Source organism: Vibrio sp. KUL78, assembly GCF_059725505.1.
Genome location: NZ_AP045837.1, coordinates 48,169 through 67,673 on the forward strand (window position 1 = coordinate 48,169; position 19,505 = coordinate 67,673).

Below are 19,505 nucleotides of genomic sequence, written 5' to 3' on the forward strand. Positions count from 1 at the left end.
CGCTCTGCTTTGTTCAGCGAGCAGAGCGCGTTTTTTAGGCTGAACGAATTTTTAATGTAATGGATACATAAGGGGCAAGGAATGTTTTCGTTTCTGGTCAAGCGCCTGTTTCAGGCACTGATAGTGATGTTTGTGATCAGTTTGGTGGCGTTTGCCATTCAGGATAACCTGGGCGACCCGTTGCGTGAACTTGTAGGTCAGTCGGTTTCAGAAGCAGAGCGTCAAGCGATGCGTGATGAAATGGGCCTCAACGATCCCTTCATTACGAAATACGCGCGTTTTCTTGGTAACGCGGTACAAGGTGATTTAGGCAACTCATACTTCTTCAAGCGCCCAGCGGTTGAAGTGATTGCGAGCAAACTAGTGGCGACGCTAGAGCTGGTATTTGGTGCCACGTTAATCATAATCTGTTTATCTATCCCTCTTGGGGTTTACTCTGCAATTAACCCGAAGAGCTTCTTTACCAAAGTCGTGATGGCAGGCAGCAGCATCGGTATCTCGATCCCTGTTTTCCTAACGGCAATCATGTTGATGTATGTGTTCTCTATCGAACTGGGTTGGTTCCCGTCCTATGGACGAGGTGAAACCGCAAACTGGTTTGGTTGGGACTCTGGCTTCCTAACGCTTGATGGTTTGGCGCACTTGGTGCTGCCGTGTATCGCACTGGCTTCCATTATGTTGCCGCTGTTTATTCGTTTGGTGCGTGCAGAGATGCTAGAAGTGCTGAGCTCTGAGTACATCAAGTTTGGTAAAGCGAAAGGTCTAGCTCTGCATAAGATCTACTACCAACATGCGCTTAAAAACACCATGCTACCGGTATTGACGGTAGGTGGCGTGCAAATCGGTACCATGGTGGCGTACACCATCCTAACCGAAACCGTATTCCAGTGGCCTGGTACAGGCTTCCTTTTCCTAGAGGCAATCAACCGCGTAGATACACCGCTTATTACCGCGTACGTTATCTTTGTAGGTCTTATCTTCGTAGTGACTAACACTATCGTCGACCTGCTATACGGCTTGATTAACCCAACAGTAAACCTAACTGGTAAAGGAGCATAACCATGACACAAGCAGTACAAGCCGTTCCTTCACGTTGGGAGCGTTTCAAACAATCGGATTTTCTGTATTACTTCAAACGCGACAAGGTTGCGATGACGAGTTTCACTGTCTTTATGGTGATTTTAGTGATGTCGTTAGCTTCGCCGCTGATTGCACCGCATAACCCGTATGATCTGAGTACCATCGACATTATGGATGCCGAGCTGCCACCATCTTGGATGGAAGACGGCGACGCAACCTTCCCGCTGGGTACCGATGAGCAAGGTCGTGATATTCTGTCGACGATTCTTTACGGCTCTCGTCTATCGCTGACGATTGGCTTTGCAGCAGTAGGTCTTCAGCTATTTCTGGGTACCGTTATTGGTTTGTCAGCAGGTTACTTTGGTGGCCGTGTTGATAGCTTCCTAATGCGTTTTGCGGATGTTCAGCTGTCGTTCTCAACCATGATGGTAGCGATCATTGTCTCGGCAATCTTTAAGGCGAGCTTTGGTAGCGAGTTCTTCAGTCAGTATGCGGTGCTGATGCTGGTGGTGATCATCGGTATTGCCGAATGGCCGCAGTACGCACGTACCATTCGTGCTTCGGTACTGGCTGAGAAGAAGAAAGAGTATGTGGAAGCGGCACGCGTGATGGGCTTTAAAGCGCCACGCATCATGTTCCGTCACATTCTTCCTAACTGTTTGTCGCCTATCTTGGTTATCTCAACAGTACAGGTGGCGAACGCCATCATGTCGGAAGCGGCGCTGTCGTTCCTAGGTCTTGGTCTGCCGGTTGACCAACCGTCATTGGGTGCCCTTATCAGTATCGGCTTTAAGTACATCTTCTCGGGCGCTTGGTGGATCACTGCGTTCCCAGGTCTAGTTCTGATCACTTTAGTACTAGTAATCAACCTATTAGGTGACTGGCTACGTGATGTATTTAACCCGAAAATCTACAAAGGGTGATCGAGAGTGATTGATTTTTAAACCCAATCCTCACTACACTAAGAGTCGCAAATCATTGCGGCTCTTTTTATTTGTGTCGCAAATTTCACAAGAAGTGTTCAGGGGATAGATATGAGCTCTTTTAGCAGAGTAAAGGGATTAGCGAGCGCATCAATAAGCTGGCTGCGTAGTAGTGTTCTGCTCGGAATATTGGTCATATCGTCAGGGGCGTCGGCTGATGATGCGCTATGTGATGCTAGCCAAGCCTCCATCAATCAACTCCCTATTCTTGCGGAAAATTGCCCAATAGGAAATGGTGTGTGGGGGAGCAAGGTGCCCGTGTCTGAGGGCGCGGTATACTGGATTCAATGTGGGATACTCGAAGCGCCCATGCCTTTGGAACAAGCCATGCCGCTGTACTCTGAGATATCTTCTGATGTTTGGATGTTGCCGCAAAAAAGCAGCTACCGCTGCCTAATAGGTCCCTATACGGATGTGAATAAAGCTAAGCAAGACTTAAATGAGGTGAAGGGAATCCGCGGTTACCGTGATGCCTTTATCCGAGTGGTGGAGCGCGGCGAGAAAACTGCAAAGGCTTCGTCCTCGTCTCAATCAAACCCCACAGGCGTCAAAGCAGCCTTCGCTAAGCCTCAAGTCTCAGAGCAAAAACTCGCAAAGCAAGCCATTCCTAAGCCAGCCGCTTCTCAATCCTCTTCACCGGCCACGAGCAAGTCCGTTAAAAAGGCAGCTACCATTCCTGAACTACCAACCACTAAATCCTCGCCACTCTCAGTCAGACTTTCCGCAGAACTTGATGGTAAGCGCTATGCGGTTCCCTACCTCTCAGGCGGTGACCATCAGTTTTATATGGAACATGACAAGGCGTGGAATCGACTAAGCTACAACAGCGCGATTAAGGTGTGCAGTGATCTTGATATGCATTTGGTGAGCAACACTGAATGGCAAGCCTTGGTGGACTCTAAGGTCATGGTCAACAATCAATGGCCGCTGCAAATGCCTTATTGGGGAGATGGTCAAAAAGGGGCTATTCACTAATGGCAAGGTGTCACCGTTAAAAGGCAACACCCTGCTAAATGTGGTGTGTGTAGGCAAGTAAACGAACTTGTCCCTAAGGTAGTAACCAGCGGGTTTTGGCACTGCGAGCTAAAAGCCAGCTAGTTGCCAGTGCTAAGCCACCACTGATAACAACCCAAAACGGGATCATGTAAATAGGGTGACCATGATGTAGCCCGAGCTCGTTCATAGGCCACAAAAACAGTGGGTGCAGAATGTAAATACCGAGGCTGTATTGACTGATAAAGCTCACTACTTTTTTCACCTTAGGCGCTAGGCTATCGGCGTACGCCTTACAAACAATGAAAATCATACTGGCTGCCAATACGGTATTCAGTGTCTTATAAGAGAACCAGCGACCCACATAATAGCGTTCCGCTTCGATACTGCCTTGCACCACCATATAGCTGCTCAGAGCCATAGCCCCAACACCTAAAATCACCGAGGCGATAACCACGCTGCGACTGGCAGGCAGCTTCTGATACAAAATATAGCCTAATGGCAATAATCCCATATATAGCCAGAACTGCTCACTCCAAGGTCCGTCGATGCGCATCAAAAACAGCAGAGTCGTCAGTAGCCAAAGACCCGTGAAGGCGTAGAGCGCTGCATCATCAAACATGCGAACAAAAATTTGCAGAAACGGAATAGCCGCATACAAAGGAATGAAGTAGTAAAAGAACCCAAGGTGGTAATAGGTCTGGTGATGGTAGCTCTCTGCCAGTACCTCTTTCACCGTGCCGCCATCAAAGCCCTCAATCGTCCAGCCTGATAAATACGCATAAAACAGCGACCACACCAAAAATGGGATCAACACCTTGCCGAGTCGGCGCGATAGGTAATATTTGAGATCAAATGGGCGTGTGTCATTGAGCATCAATGCACCTGTGATCAGTATGAATACCGGCACTGCCCAGCGACTGAAGCCGTTAAAGGTGATCGCCGTGACCCATTCGCCCATTGGGATTTGTCCTAATTCATGACGGTAAGGCCCAAGAGCATGAATGATGATCACCGCCAGTGCGGCGACACAGCGCATAGCGTCAAAGAAATAAACGTGTTTTTTGTCCATTAACAACTCCTTACAGTCTTAACAAACTATAAGGAAGTTTTCCGACCTAGGAAAGGGAGAGTGGATCAGAGTTGTGTAAAAATTGCCCTGTACTCAGGCAAGTAAGTCAAAAAGAGGACTCGAGCCACAGCTATTAACTAAGCTGCGGCTCTTGCTAGTCTATGGGCAGGTGACCTGTTCCCAGAACCAATTGGTTTGAGTGGGCGTCTCCCAAACTCCAGGTTTGTTTTTCACGGTAAAGCACTTGCCTTGGTGTGTCACGGTATCGCCCACGTCGACTTGGGTCACTCCCGCTTCCCAAACGATGACGCCAGATGGTGTGCTGGTATCACTGCCGTCATTGCCTCCATCAGTATCGCCACCACCTGTATTGGGTAGTTGATCGACGATACGAACTTCTGGCCAGTTAGCGTGTGAGCCATAAAAATTAGTCACACACTTCTCGTAATCGCCAGGGACAAGCGCAGAGTATGCCGTTTGATACCCGACCAGGTTACATTCAAACGAGACCCCGCCGGGGCGATCAGCATGATATTTCCAGCTTGCTTCCCAGTTGGTGTATAACACGTCGGTGGCGCCATTGAGGTTCAGGCTACCGTAAGGTGTTTGTTGCCAACAGGTATTCGCCTCATCGGCCTCAATCGGGATTTGGTAATGCGCTGCGAGCCCTTCCCAATAGCGAATGCGATTAACCGGTTGGCCTTTGGTTTTGTTCTGTTCACCACACTCGATACCACCGTTGATGATATTGATGGTCGTACCAAAGCCATAACCAATGCCGGCATCAAGCTCACGCTGCGAGGGTGTCCAAGTCCGGTCAATCACGTGCAGCATAGCGGGTTTTGGTGCTTGTGGGGTTAAGAAAAACCAGATCGCAGAGGCGAGATTGAGCCATGAATCCGCCACCAAGGCTGGGTTATCAAGAAGAACAGTCGCGTCACCATCAAACATCACTTCCGAGAAAGGGCCGTAGTTAAAATGGTAGGAAAGCTGTTTGGCGCCGCGACCGAAGTACCCTTGGTTCGGTGAACAAGGCCAGCGCTTGTTTTGCCAATCATTTTGACCGCAGCCTGTGGTGTAGCCTTCTTGTCCTTCGGACCAGCCCATTTCACGCACATGTACTAAGGCTTGTTGCCATTCTTCTAAAGCCAATGGGTTATCCCAGGTGTTATCAATGGCGATATGTCCGCCAGTTTCTTGGGCAAAGTGGGCAAATGCTGTAACGATAGAACGTTTACAGATGGCGTCGGCATCACGTCCATCGGTGTAATCACCACAAAATGCAGGAAACTTACCTATGGCCTGCAAGAAGCGCTGATAGGTATATTCCGGAGCGGCCATTTGAGTGAGGAAGTCCCACTCCGATCGAGGGAACACGCGCTCTGCTCGCCTGACGTTATCAGGGTTGCTGGCCAGTCCCGCATCAATCGCATCAACAATGGTATTCGGTGCTGTCGAAAGCGCATTAGCCCAAACTGCGTACATTGGGTTACTGGTTTGAGCCGCAGCACTTGCCTGCACTTCACTACGCAACAATACATAGCCAGTCGGATTAGTAGGGTCGGGCTGAGGGTTGACGGCAAGTGCTGGCAGGCTTGTACCTACAAGTGCTGCCGTAACCAACAATTGGCTGGGTTTCATTTCACGTTCCTTATATTTCATTGGGCTAGTTTGCAGAGACTCATGCTAAGAGAGATCTATCAGCTAGCAGAAAAAACTAAAACAAAGGCTATGTGCTGGTTACTGTGAAAACCATTAGTTCTGCGCTTGTTGTTGGATTGCTGCGAGGCGATTCATGGCGGGAGGGAATGAGTAATAACTCGATTGCGTAAAGATGTGTGGTGGTTCAAAACTTTAGATGTAGAAAAGCCCAGCAATGGCTGGGCTTTTAGGTAATGTACGTTTGTCGCGATTAACGCTTAGTCACCTTAACGACATCAACGCTATCAACGCATAGTCACGAACTCTTCCGAGCCTGTCGGGTGGATAGCAACCACTGAATCAAAGTCCGCTTTGGTTGCGCCCATCTTCATTGCAACTGCGAAGCCTTGAATCATCTCATCAACGGTAAAGCCGATGCCGTGTAGACCCACGACTTTCTCATCGTCGCCCGCACATACTAGCTTCATCTTACAAGGTTGACGGTGCTTAGTGACCGCGGTGTACATGGCTGTGAAGCCTGATGTGTACACTTTCACGTTGTCTTCGCCGTATTTCGCAATCGCTTCTGGCTCAGTTAGACCGATAGTGCCGATTGGTGGGTGGCTGAATACCACGGTTGGAACGAGGTCGTAGTCCATTTTCGCGTTTGGCTTGTTGTTAAATAGGCGCTCAGAAAGCTGACGGCCCGCTTTAACTGCCACTGGTGTTAGCTCGATACCACCTTCCATGATATCACCCACACAGTAGATACCTTCAACGTTGGTTGTTTGGTACTCGTCTACCTTGATGTAGCCGCGATCGTTAGTTTCAACGCCTGTTGCGCTTAGGTTGATAGCGTCTGTTGCTGGGTGACGACCAATTGCCCAGATAAGCTGGTCAACGTTTTGGCTCTCGCCGTTCTCTAGGTGAAGAGTCAGGCTGCCGTCTGCTTCTTTAACCACTTCTTTTGGCACAGATTGAGTGTGCAGCGTTGGACCTTCTGCATCCATCACTTCAACTAGGGTGTCGATGATCATTGGATCGAAGCTACGTAGTGGCGACTCTTTACGAACAAATAGGTGTGTCTCTGTACCCAGTGCGCTTAGTACGCCTGCGATCTCAACAGCAATGTAACCTGCACCTACAACAGCAACACGCTTAGGTTGTGCGTCTAGGTCGAAGAAGCCGTTTGAGTCGATACCGTATTCAGCACCAGGGATGTTTGGAATCGTTGGACGACCACCGACTGCGATAAGGATGTGGTCTGCTGTATATAGCTCGCCATCAACCTCAACGGTTTTTGCGTCAACGAATTTAGCAAAGCCCTTGATAACGTTTACTTTGTTGTTACCTAGTACGCGATCGTAAGATTGGTGGATACGACCAATGTACGCTTGGCGGCTTTCAACCAGTTTGTTCCAGTCGAAGCCTTTAACGTCAACGTCAAAACCATAGTCTTCCGCGTATAGGTTCATGGCTTCAGCAATTTGCGCGCCGTGCCACATGACCTTTTTAGGTACACAGCCAACGTTTACACAAGTACCGCCTAGGTCTTTCGCTTCGATAAGCGCAACCTTCGCGCCATACATTGCCGCACGGTTTGCAGATGCGATACCGCCGCTGCCGCCACCAATACAGATATAGTCAAAATGCGTTGCCATTACGTTCTCCAAGAGCTTATAAATATTTTGATTGCTTGTACTAAAGCATATTGGGGCGATGTTGTCAGAACTCAACAACCCAACATGTTAGCCGCAATCTCTGTCCGTATGATAAATCGAGTCTAGCAACTTTCTCCAATGGGAAAAAGTTGCGTTGATTATGACTAATAACGATTAATGTCGATGAATCTGAGGGCAAGTGCCCTCAGAGCGTCATGATTAACCACAGCAGCTACTTGTGCCGCAGCCTGATGTTGGCGTCATATCTTTACCTTCAGCCAGATAGGTATTGGTGAGATAGAAGTTGCTAAACAGAGTATCGAAGTCTTCAGATACGGTTTTCTCCACCAAACCCGACTCGAGAATGTTTTGTTGCCACGCTTGCATCTTAGGTAGACCACAGAAGAAATCATACCCAGAGTGTGCTTTTACAATGGCAGCTCGATGCAATAGCGGTAACCACGCCATATCCACATTGCTGAGCGCATCCGATTTAAAGAATTTAGTTGCACCCGACAGTTGGTTCTCTGCTTTTTGGAATGCTTTGATCAGCTTCTCTGCACGCTCTTCAAAGGTTGCCTTATCTTTACTGCTCATGGTGCTGCACTGAGCAAGGTAGTGCTTCGAGCCTAGGTAGCTCCATGCGCGGTCAAGAGCACGCTGCTCATTGGTGACGCCTTGCTCAAGCGGGCCATACTCATCTTCGATGTACTCGATTATCGCATCAGACTCAACATCTCCAATTACATCTAGGCAATCTCCATTTATGTTACACATGGTGTTAGTAAAGGGTTTTGTCGATGTAACAACAAAAGAACTTAAAATCATTGTCTCTCCATTCATGTGAAGCCAAATGGGTTAACTTTGTTACTAGCTGTTGGTGAACAGTATAGTTTGATTAGATCTGTAACTCTTTTTAGCTCCCTATAATGATATAGGCTCTAGAGATTGAGGCTCATTGTTACCAGCAAGGCTGTAAGAAATGACAATGAAAATGGATAACAAAGATTGAACAACCTAATTACCGTAATCAGCTCCGCCATACCTTTGGACAGCTTCGAGTTAGTGACTTTGCAATTTAAGACTTTTACGAACTATCTCAGTAAGTTGATTCAGCCCAAGCATGGCTGAAGGTTTGGTAAGAATTTTGTTGGGCTTTACTGAACAAGTTCAAATACGACCTGTCAGTTTAGTCACATGGACCTGACACGTGCTCTAAGTCGGCAAGATGCCAGAGATTACTCTGCACCAAATCTAGACAAAGAAGCTGGTCCCTGTTTTATGTAACGAGCTAGCGTAACAACTCGTACAGGCTTGTGTGGGTAATTGATAAGGTGCCTAAGACCAGAATAGGTACACGATCTGTCTAACAAGCTCAACAACTCTTTATAGGTCATCTGATTGAGCGTACGAAACTCCCTCAGTCGACGGCTAACCTCAAGAACGCATTGGCTATCAGCCAAATCTTTAGTTTTTGCTCTCATAACTTATTCTCCCTTAAATTAGTTGAACGACAGTAGGACTTGAGTTGCACCAGTAAGACGTTTCAAAGCATCGATGTGTGCCTGAACTTCAAGTGGTAATGTGGAATTTTTTGGCGCTACAGATACTGGCATTTTTTTACTATCTTGCGCTTCCTGCAAGCAGTGCTCTTCTGCTAGCTTGAAGTACTCAAACGCCTTGTCTGGGCTGATACCCAGCCTATTCGTGAGTTGTTCAACGACTGCATCTTCTAAATCAACATACCCACTATTCACCCAATCATTGTTTCTGATGATGCTTTCAAATATTCGCCGCGCTTGAACAGCCTCTAAAACTTGATCTTTCACAGATGCGTTCATTTTGAACTTAATACGTGATTTATTTCCCTGACGTCCAGGAGTGAAGCGTGCAACCTGATAATGTTCAAGCATTCGAGCCGTCTTGATTGACGCTTTGTAAGATTGCCCAGTGTGCTGTGCTGCAACGTCTATAGGGAGGACATCAGTTGTGCGAGATGTTTCCAAAATTGTTGCTATGTGATTGTTACTGTATACCGCGTAAATGATGTCTTGCCTTTGTGCTGGACGGCTTTTTTTGGTCCATTTTTCGAATCTCCTAACTCATCTTAGATAAAAATACGATAATTCATATATCATCAATAATCAACAAAAAAACACATAAAGAGCCCTTTGGTTTTATTGGTTACTCTTTATTGAGTTATTGCATCGTTCTTTGGTTGGCGTTAGGATGGGCTATCTTTCACACAAACCTGCTTTAACGGTGACTACGTGCGCGAGTTACAACAAACAATCGACCTTTATGATTTAGCATGCCTATTGGTTGAAAGGTTTTCCGAAAACATTAGCGGGAGAATACTCTTCACTCGTGAGGGAAAAAATGCGATTCACATTAGCGTTCGCCTCACACCGAAACATAGTGAAGAGACCTTAAGTGAAATAACGGGTCTCTGCAGGGAAATGATTTTTGCCTGCTATGACAAGGACGACACACCGAAACCAAGTCTTCACGGCTATTTTGAGATAGCTAGTGGTGTTGTCTCGGTCCAATTGACTAGTAAAGAAGTCATCGAGACAATGCTTGAAAACTACTATTTAGCGGAACAAACAAAAAGCTATAGACTTTAAGGAGCTAGAATGAGCAAAGAGAATAACAACGAATTCCTAAAACAGTGCGCTGATCGTGCTGTTGCCTCAATCATAGTAATGGAGGACGGAAGACTAGTTACACAGTTAGGCAATTCAACTGTACTTCATGAGGCAATGCCTGTCGTACGACAGACCGCTCAAGTATTCGATATAATTGCTAATACGGTAAAGGTTGTAGATGGCTAAACAAAAAGTAATAAGCTTGTTCCCAGTGTATAAATCGCATTGGGGCAAAAGTAATCTTCGAAACAACCTGTTGACTAAATTATTCTAATGGAGGTCTACTGCTGCCTAAACAAGCTTAGGAGCAGTGTAACCCAGCCAGCAAGGATCTGGACAAAAGTGCGTCAAGGTGGTTACTTAACAAGCATAGGTTTGCGCTGGCTAACCATTTGTTTTTGTGGCGTCTTCTTTCCCTGTGAATGCAATGTAGTGATAAGGTAAATCATTGCGATCTATATTGATGCCAATAACCAAACAGTACTTAACGTGTTCAGGTTCTAAAGCCATCAAGTACGCATTTTCAATGAATTCATACCTTCTATCTTTATTCATATCCTTAAAGAGTACGACAGCTAAAGAATACTCTGAGCTTTCAGGTGGACTATATATCAAACTATTTTTATGTCCTTCTTTTTGCCAAGTCCTCTGTACGATTTTAGAAAGCTCTTCGATATGCTCGCTCATTTTAGTTTGGTCATCTGGCGGGAATCGATTTAGGACAGCTCCAATCTCACTCCAGCGTGGTGTGGCTCTCTCTTCTAGCTTATTGAATATATCTTTAAACCAACGAGATATTTTAGGTTGTGGTTTTTCTACAAAGATCCCTTGATCTTTTGACATGTAGTAGAGATCCAGAGGTTCAGACATATCCGTGATGATAATTTTCCTAGACCTGTCTTCGGTTAGAGTCCCCGGATTTAATAATGTTTTGAGATAGAACCCCATATAATCCAGCTCATCTCCGTGAAACTGACCAGTCTGTTGAAGCTCCGTTCTTCTTAGAAGGTAATGTATAATCTGGACTGGGTGCTCTAAAAAATCGAACAGAGTCTCGAAATCAGCCAAGTTCATCGATGGGCATGCGACAAAGTCATCTGGCACCCAACCAGTCTCTTGGAACAGTTGGAGGTTTGATTGCAAAGTCGCAAAGTCTTCTAGTGAAACAGAGACTCGGAGTACTTTGTTAATGTCATTTAAATCGATGGGCAATTTATCGATAAAATCATGGGCATCCCCCCATTCTTCCTTAATTCATCAATTTTGAGCTCTAAGCGATGCGATTGAATTCCCGGATCTACTAATATTTCCTTCAAATGGCGTTTTACACGCTCTGAAGCTCCCCTCAATGCTTGCTTAGAAATCTTCTGTGATTTCGCCTCAATAATGATCGCGTGAGAGTCGATGAAGGAAACTAGATCGGTTTCATATAGGTTTTCACCTTGGTGCCATCTTACACCAGTTATTACATGTGATTCTGGAAATCTCCGTTTCACAATTGACTCAATTTTTGTCTCCAGGTAAAAGGCCCTTCGTCGATGCAACCCCTCTTTATCGAACTGCTCGACTAAGTCATCCAGAGTAACCATAGCAAAACTGAAAAATAGCTGTGGAAGTATGCAATAGTAACCACTCTCAGTACTCATGATTGGCTTATTCCAAACAGGGTTATCTAAAAACAAAAAAATTGTTTTTTCTTTATTTAACTCTCCACTCTTAAACGAAAAGTAATCGACTATTGCTCGAATTACTTTCTCATCTAGTTTGGATTCCTCTGACAACTCACTAAAATTTATAAGATAATTATCTGACATCCTTAAGTCATAATGGGCCAAGAGCATTGCGAAAACTTGTATCTTTGACATATCACGTATGTCAATTTCTCTCATGAATTTATCTGCTTCTTCCTGACCTTGGTCTATGAGCTCGTGATACTTCAAAACCATGTCGGAAGTTTTTTTCACTTGTCGCAACTGAGACAATGCTTCGAACCGATGAGATAGCTTTCGCTCCATTATTTGAATCATCACGTCAAAAACATCAACAATGTTGGAAGCGGAGAAGCCCAATTTTTCGGATAACAAATCATCAAAGCTCGAGTATAGCTCCTTACAAATCGTTTTGACCTGAGAATGAAATCCCCAGTTTCGAACCATTTGAGTATGACCCCTTAACTTTTCTTGTATCATACTCACAGCACTTTCAGTCTCAGATTGTTCTACTAGGCTCTCTGTCATCCTACTCATAGCAAAAGCAACGCTGACCTCTTCGAGTTGCTCGATTACTTTTTGTACTACATCTGGCGTCACTGGATACAAACCAAGTTCATCTTTAGGGACTTGCAATATCAAGGCTTGAAACAACTCTACATGGGCTTGTTGTACTCCCACTATTGAGTCCCGAGAGGCTAAACCATTATCGCCAGCCCCAACGACTAAACCATAACCAGCGATTATGGAAATTAACGTTGTTGGGTCATACTTCCGTATCGTTTGCTCTAGCAACTCTAGGGTATCAATTACCTTTTTTTTGCTCTCTCTACCGACTGTACTGGCTAAGTCTTTGCGTTGTTCGGGTGAAAGGTCAGTAAAAGGATTGTCCATAATTTGAAATACAGGAGAAGAATCACTCGCTTTTGGCAGAGCGTTTACTGATTGTTTGTTTTGCTTTTTCTTAAGCCGATTTTTCTTTTGATCTCTACGTTTCTTACTATTTTTACTCATGACGTTAGACCCATATCATTCGCTAGCACAAAGAGTTAGTCAGTACGATTTACGGTTTTTCCCCTTCGAGGTTATCATCATATGACTGATAAAGTTATATAAGAATGATCATAATTTTTAATGAGTTAAATGTCATTGGTGGAGTTTGAGCTACAGCTCTTAACATAGGTGTCTAGATGGAGATAATCAGAAACTGCGACGCTGCGGGTAGCTTTCAAGAAAGACATTTTAATCAATAGCCTCAAGCTTAGTTCACGCTTAGAGACGTGACTCATTTGGGGCATATCTAATTTGCTGCATCAGCTAGCCAAACTTGTTCCGGAATTTGATCTGCATCTCAGTTCACTAACCTACGCACTGATTTTCTTGAACATAGTCTTGAACGCTGCAGCGTGCCTACTAGTTTATAAAATGTTAGGAAATGAGAACCTCAGTAGTGACGGTACATGGACTTTAATCTAGCGTTATTGAGCCAACTCAAGAAGCGGACTATCAGCAATCTATTGTTAGTGGGTGGGTTATCTGCGCTGTTTGTTTTTTTTCACTACCAGCTTCTGCAGCTACCGACTACGCTATTTTCACTCTCAACTCAGACTTTAAACCACTAAGCCGAAGCAAAGCTCGCATGCTGTACCGTGGAAAAATGAAATCGTTACAGGGACAACGTATCGAACTGGCTGACTGGCCACAGCGCTCCACTGAGCGAGAGCTGTTTTATCAATCCCTACTCGGTAAAGACATTGCACAAATGAATGCTTACTGGGCGGGTTTATCTTTTTCTGGCAAGGCGAGACCGCCAAAGGAAATCTCATCTGCTGAGATGGCCCCTCTCGTGATTTGGCTCCAAGAGAAACCAAATCGTGTAGGTTATGCTCCATTAGAATCACTTCCTTCCGATGCCAATATCCTTTATGTCTTAGCAGTGGAGTAAATATGCCAAGCAAAGTACTGTTAGCACTCATCTCTATTATCAGCTCACCCGCCTTCGCCGTCGTTGAATTGACTGAACATATTTCGTTTAGTGGTTTCGGTTCGACTTCTTGGGCCCAGTCAGACAATGATACCCCTGTACTCATAAACCGAGCTATTCGCAATGAAAGCTGTTTTGATTGCGACACGACGTTTGGATTGCAGCTCGACTACTACAACGAAGGCTTTAAGGCCTCTGTGCAAGGGGTGAAACGACCTCAAGACAACTGGAGTGAACCTGCGCTTGAATGGGCTTATGTCGGCTATGAATTTGATCATCTCGATTTGAGAGCAGGAAGACAGCGATTACCTCTTTTTTTAGCATCTGAATATTTCTATGTAGCGCAAGCCTTTACAACGGCTCGTCCTCCTGCAGAAGTGTATAGTGCACTGCTTGGACTCACGGCCTACAACGGTGCCAGTGTCAATTGGCGATATTATGTAACAGATGAACTTCAGCTTTCCTTAACCCCTTTTGTCGGCTTCCAAGATGAAGCCGAAGTCACTTTCAACCCAGACATCACTCTGGAGTTTGATACTCAGAACCTGTGGGGGCTCAACGCTCAACTAACTGGAGACTTCTATCGCTGGAACTTCATCTATCTCGATGCCGTGTATGATGTCACGGCGCATGTTATCTTCCCAGGTGTCCCCCCTCAATTTCAACCGAGGCCAGAGCCGGTCCGCAATACCGTCAAACAATACTCGGTAGGAACAGTGTATGAGTTCGATGCCCTAAAAACGACGTTTGAATTTCAAAGGTTGGAACGAATACGCATGGACTGGTACGGACAAGTTGAGTATCGTCTCGCTCCGTTCACACCATACATCGCTTACGGACAACTGTATCAAGACAATGAACGTTCCAATGCCAGTGCCACTGTTGGTGTGAGGTATGATTTGTTAAGTAACTTGTCCATCAATGCTGAGTACCAGTATTTTCAAGTGCTCAACAGTGGTTCTGGCTTATTTATAAGCTCTCCGGGCAACGATGATAGCGCTCAGCTTTTTACCGTGATGGCGAGCTTTTCTTTTTAGTATTAGTGAGAGAATGCCAAAGCTTCATCATGTGTATGGTAGCGCCCTTGAGCGAAGCGCGTTATTAAAGTGATGCTTTTTCGAGGTATCAAATGAAGCGGTTATCAGCACGCTTCCTCCTTCATTATCTCAATACCTAAAGCCAGCACATTACGCCAGGCGAGTTCAATGTCTTCATCATACAATGGGTCATGTACTGCTACGGTCGCTAAAAGGCTATCTACCCACATGTCGAGCTCATTTTCAGAAACATCCAACCTCATCTCTTTATGTTTTGTGGCCAATTTTCTGATGGCTTCACGTATGGAAGTGGTCGTGGACGCATTCTGTATCAGAACCAAAGACGCTTTGAGCATACGTGCTTGCTTCTCTACGTCGACCCCACCAAAACGCTCTAAGAAACGTGGGTTTGCATCACAAAAGATAGTCAAAAAGTCAGTCATAAATTCGGTGTCGATACGACACCGTTGATAACTGTCAAGAAAGGCTTCATTGCTGTTCATATAACCCTCTACAACTGATTAAGATAGTTTAGCGATAGCTCAAAAGGCATTTCTCCTTACGACAAGTGACCATATAGTATTCATGCTCACCTTTGTGCTCTTTGACTTCAAAGTAGATGGTGGATTTTTTCAGCCCATCTTTGAAGGCAAAGACAAACTCTGCATCATCCATGCTTAGCCCCTCTTTCTCAAGATGGTCAGCCATTGATAGTTTTGCTAGTTCAATTATCTTCTGGTCCTTCAAGGGTGTAAGTGATGCCTGTGCGAAGGGGGCGGCAAAGATTAAAATAAGAACAGGTAATAATTTCATTCTGACTCCTGTAATTAAATGATTTCTCACTTCATAATAGTAGTATTCAATCAGCCAATTGGGGTTCATCGTTGCATCTAACCAACACCATAAAAAGTCCGCTGTTTTGGCTCATTCCAATGGGATTTGTACTGGTCCTTTTGGATGCTTTTCCCTCTATCCGTTATTGGCTGTTGGCCGACCATACTGCACTAATGGATTTGATAGCACGTTTCGGCTTAGAATTTGGGTTACTTCTCATAGGTGTTGCCTTTGTTCTCGATATCGCTTTTCTTGATGAAGACGACCAGTGTTGAACTTTCACTTAACACTCTGTAGCGCTAGTTTTCGTTTAGTGACGTTCGGTCCACCCCATATAATTTAACTTTCGTTGTAGCTTCCCAATAGCCTCATTTTGCAGCTGTCTGACGCGCTCTTTAGATAAGTCTTGCATCGTCCCAATCTCTTGTAATGACAGCACCTCTTTGTCGTGTAACCCAAAGCGATGAATCACGATATCGCGGTATCTATCAGGAAGGTGGCTAATGAGTGCTTCAATATATGCTTGCAAGGTCTGGTTTTGATGAGAGCGGTCTGGCTCTTCATCTATCGCTGATGGTATCGCTTCAAGGAAAGAGGGGTTAGTAGGCACAGAGTCAACCGTGACCCTTGGTTCAATATAACCACTCATCTCGATGAGCTCTCCCACACGCCCGATTTCTCCATTAACTTGTTTGGAAATTTGGCTAACTGAAGGAAGATGATGAATAGACGACAGCATTTGATTCGTTTCGCGATAGAGTTTACGCATCTCTTTGATAATATGAACGGGTAAGCGAACCGTACGCTCTGTGTTCATAATAGACGATTCAATACTTTCTCTTATCCACCATGTTGCGTAAGTACTGAAACGATACCCCATCTCTGGGTCAAACTTGTCTACTGCCTTTATCAGCCCAATATTACCCTCTTCAATCAAGTCAAGAATCGTAAGATGAGTCAAACCTCTCTTGATATAGCTTCGTGCTAACTTCACCACTAACCGTAGGTTTGTCTCAATCATAACATCTCTAGCAGCGTGGTCTCCGTTATGAGCTAATGTGGCAAAGTGATATTGCTGCTCAGGAGATAGTTGCTCTATCGCCACCACGTCTTTGATGTATTTGGCGTGTAAATCAGCATTTGCATCTTTGGCGACACTTGAGACACCTACTTCTCTCGTTATCATTCTTTTCCCTTGTCCGACATTCTGTTTTGAATAGAGCAAGCCGACATAGACGACCTACAATCTTACTCTTCTAAAACTAGACATGCCTCTTATATGCCACAAGTTTTAATTAATGCTCATTAGGAAATTAGAAGGTAAATTAAACTAAAGTCGTATATTTTGAATGCCCAAGCCTTTTGAGTTTAGGACAAAAGATGAATGGTAGTTTACGCGTCAAAGTAAGGGGATGAGCTGAAAACAACACTCTTGGGGGGGGAGCGCGCGTTTTCTATCGAGAATGTGTCATGACGAGAAACTCCGAGCCCCAGTGCCGAATACTAGAAGCGTAATAACGGTAACTCGACGGATCAGAGGTTCTTTGATTGCCTCGAGCTAGAGGTGAAGGTGTTTAGTGCTGAGATTTGATATTTCGGAAGGCCTCAATAACTCTTTGATTGAACTCATCAAGATGAACATGTTGAAATGAGCCACTGTCCTCACCGGCTAAGCCTATCTCTGCTTTATCCGATGATTCCCATGACAACAATCCATTCACTGTCATATCATCGTCTCTAGTAGCAGAGTGTACGGCTCTTTCTTTCAGTATACTTAGTTCTTGATGGCTAGAAACTGACTTGCTGATGAAAGTGCAGCTGTCAGGAATATCAATTTCAACTTGCTCGGCGAATTGAAGCAATTTCGCCTCAGCAAAGGTATACAGCCACGCTTCTTGATTCATGTCTTTGGTGGTTCGCAATATCCGCCCTAGCACTTGACGGAAGTATAGCTCTGTCTTGATGTTGGAAAGGTAACAACAAACCTGTAGACGAGGTATATCGGTTCCTTCACTGATCATGCCTACACTAATAATCCAACTGCACGCACTGTCTCTGAAGCGCTGAATAGTCAACTGTGCGTCTTTTGTTTTGTAGGTCACAATGGTTGCAGATTGGTTGAAGCGCTTTGATAGTATTTGAGCTATTTGCTTTGCATGCTTTATTGAAGAAGCAACAATTAAGCCACCGGCACACTTGTTTGTTCTTCTGATGCGCTTTAACTGATTTATCCCTTCTTCAAGAATATAAATGAGGGCATCAATGTTTTTGATTACAGCCGAATAACGAACGTGACCACTAGATACCAGCTCGTTGATCGAACCAAATACCTCACTACCGTTTGAGTCAGAGAATACAGTTTTATTACAATCTATCAATGCAACATTTGGGCGTCGACATACTCTGTCTTGCACAGCCTGTGAAAGAGGGTACTGGTAATCACATAGTATTGTTCCTTCTGGATCAGAATATGTAGCGAGAGTGACGGGAGTCTGATTAGAACGCCAAGGAGTGCCAGTGAGTGCAAGTGTATAGGTGGCCGCCTTCTGGACTATCGCCAGCGTGTGGTAGCCCCAAGAGTTGTTATTGTCCTCGTTGTCACCACCACAATGATGAATCTCGTCGAAAATACAAAGCACTCTATAATTTGCTAGTGTATTCCAAAACGCTTGATTTACTGACCTAAGTGATTGATAAGTTATTGATATGCCCTTATCGCCAATTTGGCCTTTAAACTTACACGCTAGGTGCTTAGAGAATGTTCTCTCAATGCTTGTTGCAACGACTTTTGAAGGCGAAAAACACACAACAAAGTCAATCATTTTCTCATCGAGTAATCTCTTAGCGAGACTTGCAGCCATAATCGTTTTGCCAGCTCCAGGTGTAGCTTGAGCTAGAAAATGAGAACCACCATTTTTGTACTTTTCATGTGCGAGTTGAACGCACTTATGTTGCCAGGCTCTTAGCATGGCATTAGCTCATTTTTACTTAATCGTTTCACTGCTTCTGACCAAACGTTCAGCTTTGCAACAAGCAATGCTGCCTTTTTTGTTGCATTTGAGTGCGGTTCATCAAGCAATCTACAGAGCTCTTTTGAGCGTTTCATTAGTGTTTTGTACTCTTTGATCTCCTCTAGGGTGATCGTGAGCTCAGCCTCTATATCAGACTTTTCTCGTTGTAGCGTTGCATGCATGAGTGTCGGTTCTAATCTGGTGTTTAGTGCTCTCGAACTTCTTGGTCGTTTGTCTTTCAGTTCAAACTTTGCCTCATTAAATGTATTGGTTTTTGAGTAAACCCTGTTGTGCTTTGAACCTCGACTTGCAACAAGTCCCGCCTTTTCCAGCTTATCTAACTGCCTTGCGACAAATTGACGAGCGTTAGAGACACTTCCGTAGGCATCAGAAACACTCTGAATGTGTTTACGAATCTCTGTCACGCAAAAGTCACTTATTGTCGGGTGAGTAATGGCTTCATATACATCACGATTAATTCGATAGGTTTTGGTCATAAGAGCACCATCAAAACAGAAAGGATGCGGATTATAGTCCGTGGATATATTTGCATCAAGAGTGGATAGTCTTTGATTTTGAGAGTCACATAAAATGAAAGACTTAGCGAAGCAGTTTGGTGATAACCTACGTAAGAAGCGTTTAAGTAAATCTATTGCACAGGAAAAGCTGGCACTGATGGCGCAGATAGATCGAAGCTATATCGGTCGGGTTGAACGTGGTGAAGTCAACATTACTCTCGAGAAAGCATATGTGTTGGCGTCGGTGCTAGAGTGTGATGTTAGAGAACTGTTGCCCTAAAGTCAGACAATTACTGTTGCTCAGATAAGGCCCAGTTTCCACAGGCTAATGCGC

At 44.8% G+C, this 19,505-nt stretch carries 19 protein-coding genes and 2 pseudogenes; 8 read left to right on the forward strand and 13 right to left on the reverse strand.

The features are described from left to right. Nucleotides 1–81: 81 nt before the first annotated feature. From AC6I8Y_RS00220 to AC6I8Y_RS00230, 3 genes are all read left to right on the forward strand, one after another. On the forward strand, nucleotides 82–1,059 hold the full coding sequence (locus tag AC6I8Y_RS00220; protein WP_042477785.1) for an ABC transporter permease: 978 nt from the start codon (nucleotides 82–84) through the stop codon (nucleotides 1,057–1,059). A 2-nt stretch (nucleotides 1,060–1,061) separates the two neighbouring features. Then, entirely contained in the window at nucleotides 1,062–2,003 is a 942-nt protein-coding gene (locus AC6I8Y_RS00225) for an ABC transporter permease (RefSeq protein WP_112461464.1), read from the forward strand. Between the two features lie 111 nt (nucleotides 2,004–2,114). Then, entirely contained in the window at nucleotides 2,115–3,038 is a 924-nt protein-coding gene (locus tag AC6I8Y_RS00230; RefSeq protein WP_498020594.1) for an SPOR domain-containing protein, read from the forward strand. 73 nt (nucleotides 3,039–3,111) lie between these two features. On the opposite strand, the gene AC6I8Y_RS00235 is transcribed toward AC6I8Y_RS00230, so the two are convergent. The 6 genes and pseudogenes from AC6I8Y_RS00235 to AC6I8Y_RS00260 form a co-directional block, all read right to left on the reverse strand. Further along, on the reverse strand, nucleotides 3,112–4,128 hold the full coding sequence (locus AC6I8Y_RS00235; protein WP_498020595.1) for an acyltransferase: 1,017 nt from the start codon (nucleotides 4,126–4,128) through the stop codon (nucleotides 3,112–3,114). Nucleotides 4,129–4,287: 159 nt separating this feature from the next. Then, nucleotides 4,288–5,769, reverse strand: coding sequence for a chitinase (locus tag AC6I8Y_RS00240; protein ID WP_498020596.1), 1,482 nt, complete (start codon nucleotides 5,767–5,769; stop codon nucleotides 4,288–4,290). A gap of 305 nt (nucleotides 5,770–6,074) precedes the next feature. Then, nucleotides 6,075–7,430 (reverse strand): glutathione-disulfide reductase, encoded by a 1,356-nt coding sequence (gene gorA, locus AC6I8Y_RS00245; protein ID WP_498020597.1) that lies wholly within the window; start codon nucleotides 7,428–7,430, stop codon nucleotides 6,075–6,077. Nucleotides 7,431–7,649: 219 nt separating this feature from the next. Further along, nucleotides 7,650–8,162 (reverse strand): annotated as a pseudogene (locus AC6I8Y_RS00250) (glutathione binding-like protein); the annotation flags it as partial. Nucleotides 8,163–8,668: 506 nt separating this feature from the next. Then, complete coding sequence (locus tag AC6I8Y_RS00255) at nucleotides 8,669–8,914, reverse strand: hypothetical protein (RefSeq protein WP_498020598.1); 246 nt, start codon at nucleotides 8,912–8,914, stop codon at nucleotides 8,669–8,671. A gap of 18 nt (nucleotides 8,915–8,932) precedes the next feature. Further along, nucleotides 8,933–9,436 carry a hypothetical protein gene (locus AC6I8Y_RS00260; protein ID WP_498020599.1) on the reverse strand — a complete coding sequence of 168 codons (504 nt, stop codon included), beginning with the start codon at nucleotides 9,434–9,436 and terminating at the stop codon, nucleotides 8,933–8,935. A 264-nt stretch (nucleotides 9,437–9,700) separates the two neighbouring features. Between AC6I8Y_RS00260 and AC6I8Y_RS00265 the strand changes: the two genes are divergently transcribed. Beyond that, on the forward strand, nucleotides 9,701–10,057 hold the full coding sequence (locus AC6I8Y_RS00265; protein ID WP_498020600.1) for a hypothetical protein: 357 nt from the start codon (nucleotides 9,701–9,703) through the stop codon (nucleotides 10,055–10,057). A gap of 405 nt (nucleotides 10,058–10,462) precedes the next feature. Here the strand turns inward: AC6I8Y_RS00265 and AC6I8Y_RS00270 are convergent, their stop codons facing one another. Next, on the reverse strand, nucleotides 10,463–10,921 hold the full coding sequence (locus AC6I8Y_RS00270) for a hypothetical protein (protein ID WP_498020601.1): 459 nt from the start codon (nucleotides 10,919–10,921) through the stop codon (nucleotides 10,463–10,465). A gap of 353 nt (nucleotides 10,922–11,274) precedes the next feature. Then, nucleotides 11,275–12,801, reverse strand: a complete 1,527-nt coding sequence (locus AC6I8Y_RS00275) for a hypothetical protein (protein WP_498020602.1) — start codon at nucleotides 12,799–12,801, stop codon at nucleotides 11,275–11,277. 547 nt (nucleotides 12,802–13,348) lie between these two features. On the opposite strand from AC6I8Y_RS00275, the pseudogene AC6I8Y_RS00280 reads away from it, so the two are divergent. Together AC6I8Y_RS00280 and AC6I8Y_RS00285 are read left to right on the forward strand one after the other, a co-directional pair. Continuing rightward, nucleotides 13,349–13,732, forward strand: a pseudogene (locus AC6I8Y_RS00280) (hypothetical protein); the annotation flags it as partial. A gap of 2 nt (nucleotides 13,733–13,734) precedes the next feature. After that, nucleotides 13,735–14,808 (forward strand): porin, encoded by a 1,074-nt coding sequence (locus AC6I8Y_RS00285; RefSeq protein WP_498020603.1) that lies wholly within the window; start codon nucleotides 13,735–13,737, stop codon nucleotides 14,806–14,808. Nucleotides 14,809–14,912: 104 nt separating this feature from the next. On the opposite strand, the gene AC6I8Y_RS00290 is transcribed toward AC6I8Y_RS00285, so the two are convergent. Then, nucleotides 14,913–15,311 carry a globin gene (locus AC6I8Y_RS00290; RefSeq protein WP_498020604.1) on the reverse strand — a complete coding sequence of 133 codons (399 nt, stop codon included), beginning with the start codon at nucleotides 15,309–15,311 and terminating at the stop codon, nucleotides 14,913–14,915. A gap of 28 nt (nucleotides 15,312–15,339) precedes the next feature. Then, complete coding sequence (locus AC6I8Y_RS00295; RefSeq protein WP_394153924.1) at nucleotides 15,340–15,621, reverse strand: hypothetical protein; 282 nt, start codon at nucleotides 15,619–15,621, stop codon at nucleotides 15,340–15,342. A gap of 119 nt (nucleotides 15,622–15,740) precedes the next feature. On the opposite strand from AC6I8Y_RS00295, the gene AC6I8Y_RS00300 reads away from it, so the two are divergent. Further along, complete coding sequence (locus AC6I8Y_RS00300) at nucleotides 15,741–15,917, forward strand: hypothetical protein (protein ID WP_394153926.1); 177 nt, start codon at nucleotides 15,741–15,743, stop codon at nucleotides 15,915–15,917. Nucleotides 15,918–15,952: 35 nt separating this feature from the next. Here AC6I8Y_RS00300 and AC6I8Y_RS00305 read toward each other — a convergent pair whose 3' ends face one another. The 3 genes from AC6I8Y_RS00305 to AC6I8Y_RS00315 all read right to left on the reverse strand — a co-directional run bounded on the left by AC6I8Y_RS00305 (nucleotide 15,953) and on the right by AC6I8Y_RS00315 (nucleotide 19,150). After that, the gene (locus tag AC6I8Y_RS00305; protein ID WP_394153928.1) at nucleotides 15,953–16,828 is read right to left on the reverse strand and encodes a sigma-70 family RNA polymerase sigma factor; all 876 of its coding nucleotides are present in this window, start codon (nucleotides 16,826–16,828) and stop codon (nucleotides 15,953–15,955) included. Nucleotides 16,829–17,216: 388 nt separating this feature from the next. Further along, complete coding sequence (locus AC6I8Y_RS00310; RefSeq protein ID WP_498020605.1) at nucleotides 17,217–18,611, reverse strand: DEAD/DEAH box helicase; 1,395 nt, start codon at nucleotides 18,609–18,611, stop codon at nucleotides 17,217–17,219. Next, nucleotides 18,605–19,150 carry a VspR family transcription factor gene (locus AC6I8Y_RS00315; RefSeq protein WP_394153932.1) on the reverse strand — a complete coding sequence of 182 codons (546 nt, stop codon included), beginning with the start codon at nucleotides 19,148–19,150 and terminating at the stop codon, nucleotides 18,605–18,607. Before AC6I8Y_RS00315 ends, AC6I8Y_RS00310 begins: the two co-directional genes overlap by 7 nt. 94 nt (nucleotides 19,151–19,244) lie before the next feature. On the opposite strand from AC6I8Y_RS00315, the gene AC6I8Y_RS00320 reads away from it, so the two are divergent. Beyond that, a complete protein-coding gene (locus AC6I8Y_RS00320; protein ID WP_394153934.1) occupies nucleotides 19,245–19,451 on the forward strand; it encodes a helix-turn-helix domain-containing protein in 207 nt (68 codons plus the stop codon). Nucleotides 19,452–19,505 lie beyond the last annotated feature (54 nt).

Excerpts from the sequence above, each read along its gene's own strand:
- AC6I8Y_RS00220 (WP_042477785.1), top strand. The coding sequence starts at position 82 with ATGTTTTCGTTTCTGGTCAAGCGCCTGTTTCAGGCACTGATAGTGATG.
- AC6I8Y_RS00225 (WP_112461464.1), top strand. The coding sequence starts at position 1,062 with ATGACACAAGCAGTACAAGCCGTTCCTTCACGTTGGGAGCGTTTCAAA.
- AC6I8Y_RS00230 (WP_498020594.1), top strand. The coding sequence starts at position 2,115 with ATGAGCTCTTTTAGCAGAGTAAAGGGATTAGCGAGCGCATCAATAAGC.
- AC6I8Y_RS00235 (WP_498020595.1), bottom strand. The coding sequence starts at position 4,128 with ATGGACAAAAAACACGTTTATTTCTTTGACGCTATGCGCTGTGTCGCC.
- AC6I8Y_RS00240 (WP_498020596.1), bottom strand. The coding sequence starts at position 5,769 with ATGAAACCCAGCCAATTGTTGGTTACGGCAGCACTTGTAGGTACAAGC.
- gorA (WP_498020597.1), bottom strand. The coding sequence starts at position 7,430 with ATGGCAACGCATTTTGACTATATCTGTATTGGTGGCGGCAGCGGCGGT.
- AC6I8Y_RS00255 (WP_498020598.1), bottom strand. The coding sequence starts at position 8,914 with ATGAGAGCAAAAACTAAAGATTTGGCTGATAGCCAATGCGTTCTTGAG.
- AC6I8Y_RS00270 (WP_498020601.1), bottom strand. The coding sequence starts at position 10,921 with ATGTCAAAAGATCAAGGGATCTTTGTAGAAAAACCACAACCTAAAATA.
- AC6I8Y_RS00275 (WP_498020602.1), bottom strand. The coding sequence starts at position 12,801 with ATGAGTAAAAATAGTAAGAAACGTAGAGATCAAAAGAAAAATCGGCTT.
- AC6I8Y_RS00285 (WP_498020603.1), top strand. The coding sequence starts at position 13,735 with ATGCCAAGCAAAGTACTGTTAGCACTCATCTCTATTATCAGCTCACCC.
- AC6I8Y_RS00290 (WP_498020604.1), bottom strand. The coding sequence starts at position 15,311 with ATGAACAGCAATGAAGCCTTTCTTGACAGTTATCAACGGTGTCGTATC.
- AC6I8Y_RS00295 (WP_394153924.1), bottom strand. The coding sequence starts at position 15,621 with ATGAAATTATTACCTGTTCTTATTTTAATCTTTGCCGCCCCCTTCGCA.
- AC6I8Y_RS00300 (WP_394153926.1), top strand. The coding sequence starts at position 15,741 with ATGGGATTTGTACTGGTCCTTTTGGATGCTTTTCCCTCTATCCGTTAT.
- AC6I8Y_RS00305 (WP_394153928.1), bottom strand. The coding sequence starts at position 16,828 with ATGATAACGAGAGAAGTAGGTGTCTCAAGTGTCGCCAAAGATGCAAAT.
- AC6I8Y_RS00310 (WP_498020605.1), bottom strand. The coding sequence starts at position 18,611 with ATGCTAAGAGCCTGGCAACATAAGTGCGTTCAACTCGCACATGAAAAG.
- AC6I8Y_RS00315 (WP_394153932.1), bottom strand. The coding sequence starts at position 19,150 with ATGACCAAAACCTATCGAATTAATCGTGATGTATATGAAGCCATTACT.
- AC6I8Y_RS00320 (WP_394153934.1), top strand. The coding sequence starts at position 19,245 with ATGAAAGACTTAGCGAAGCAGTTTGGTGATAACCTACGTAAGAAGCGT.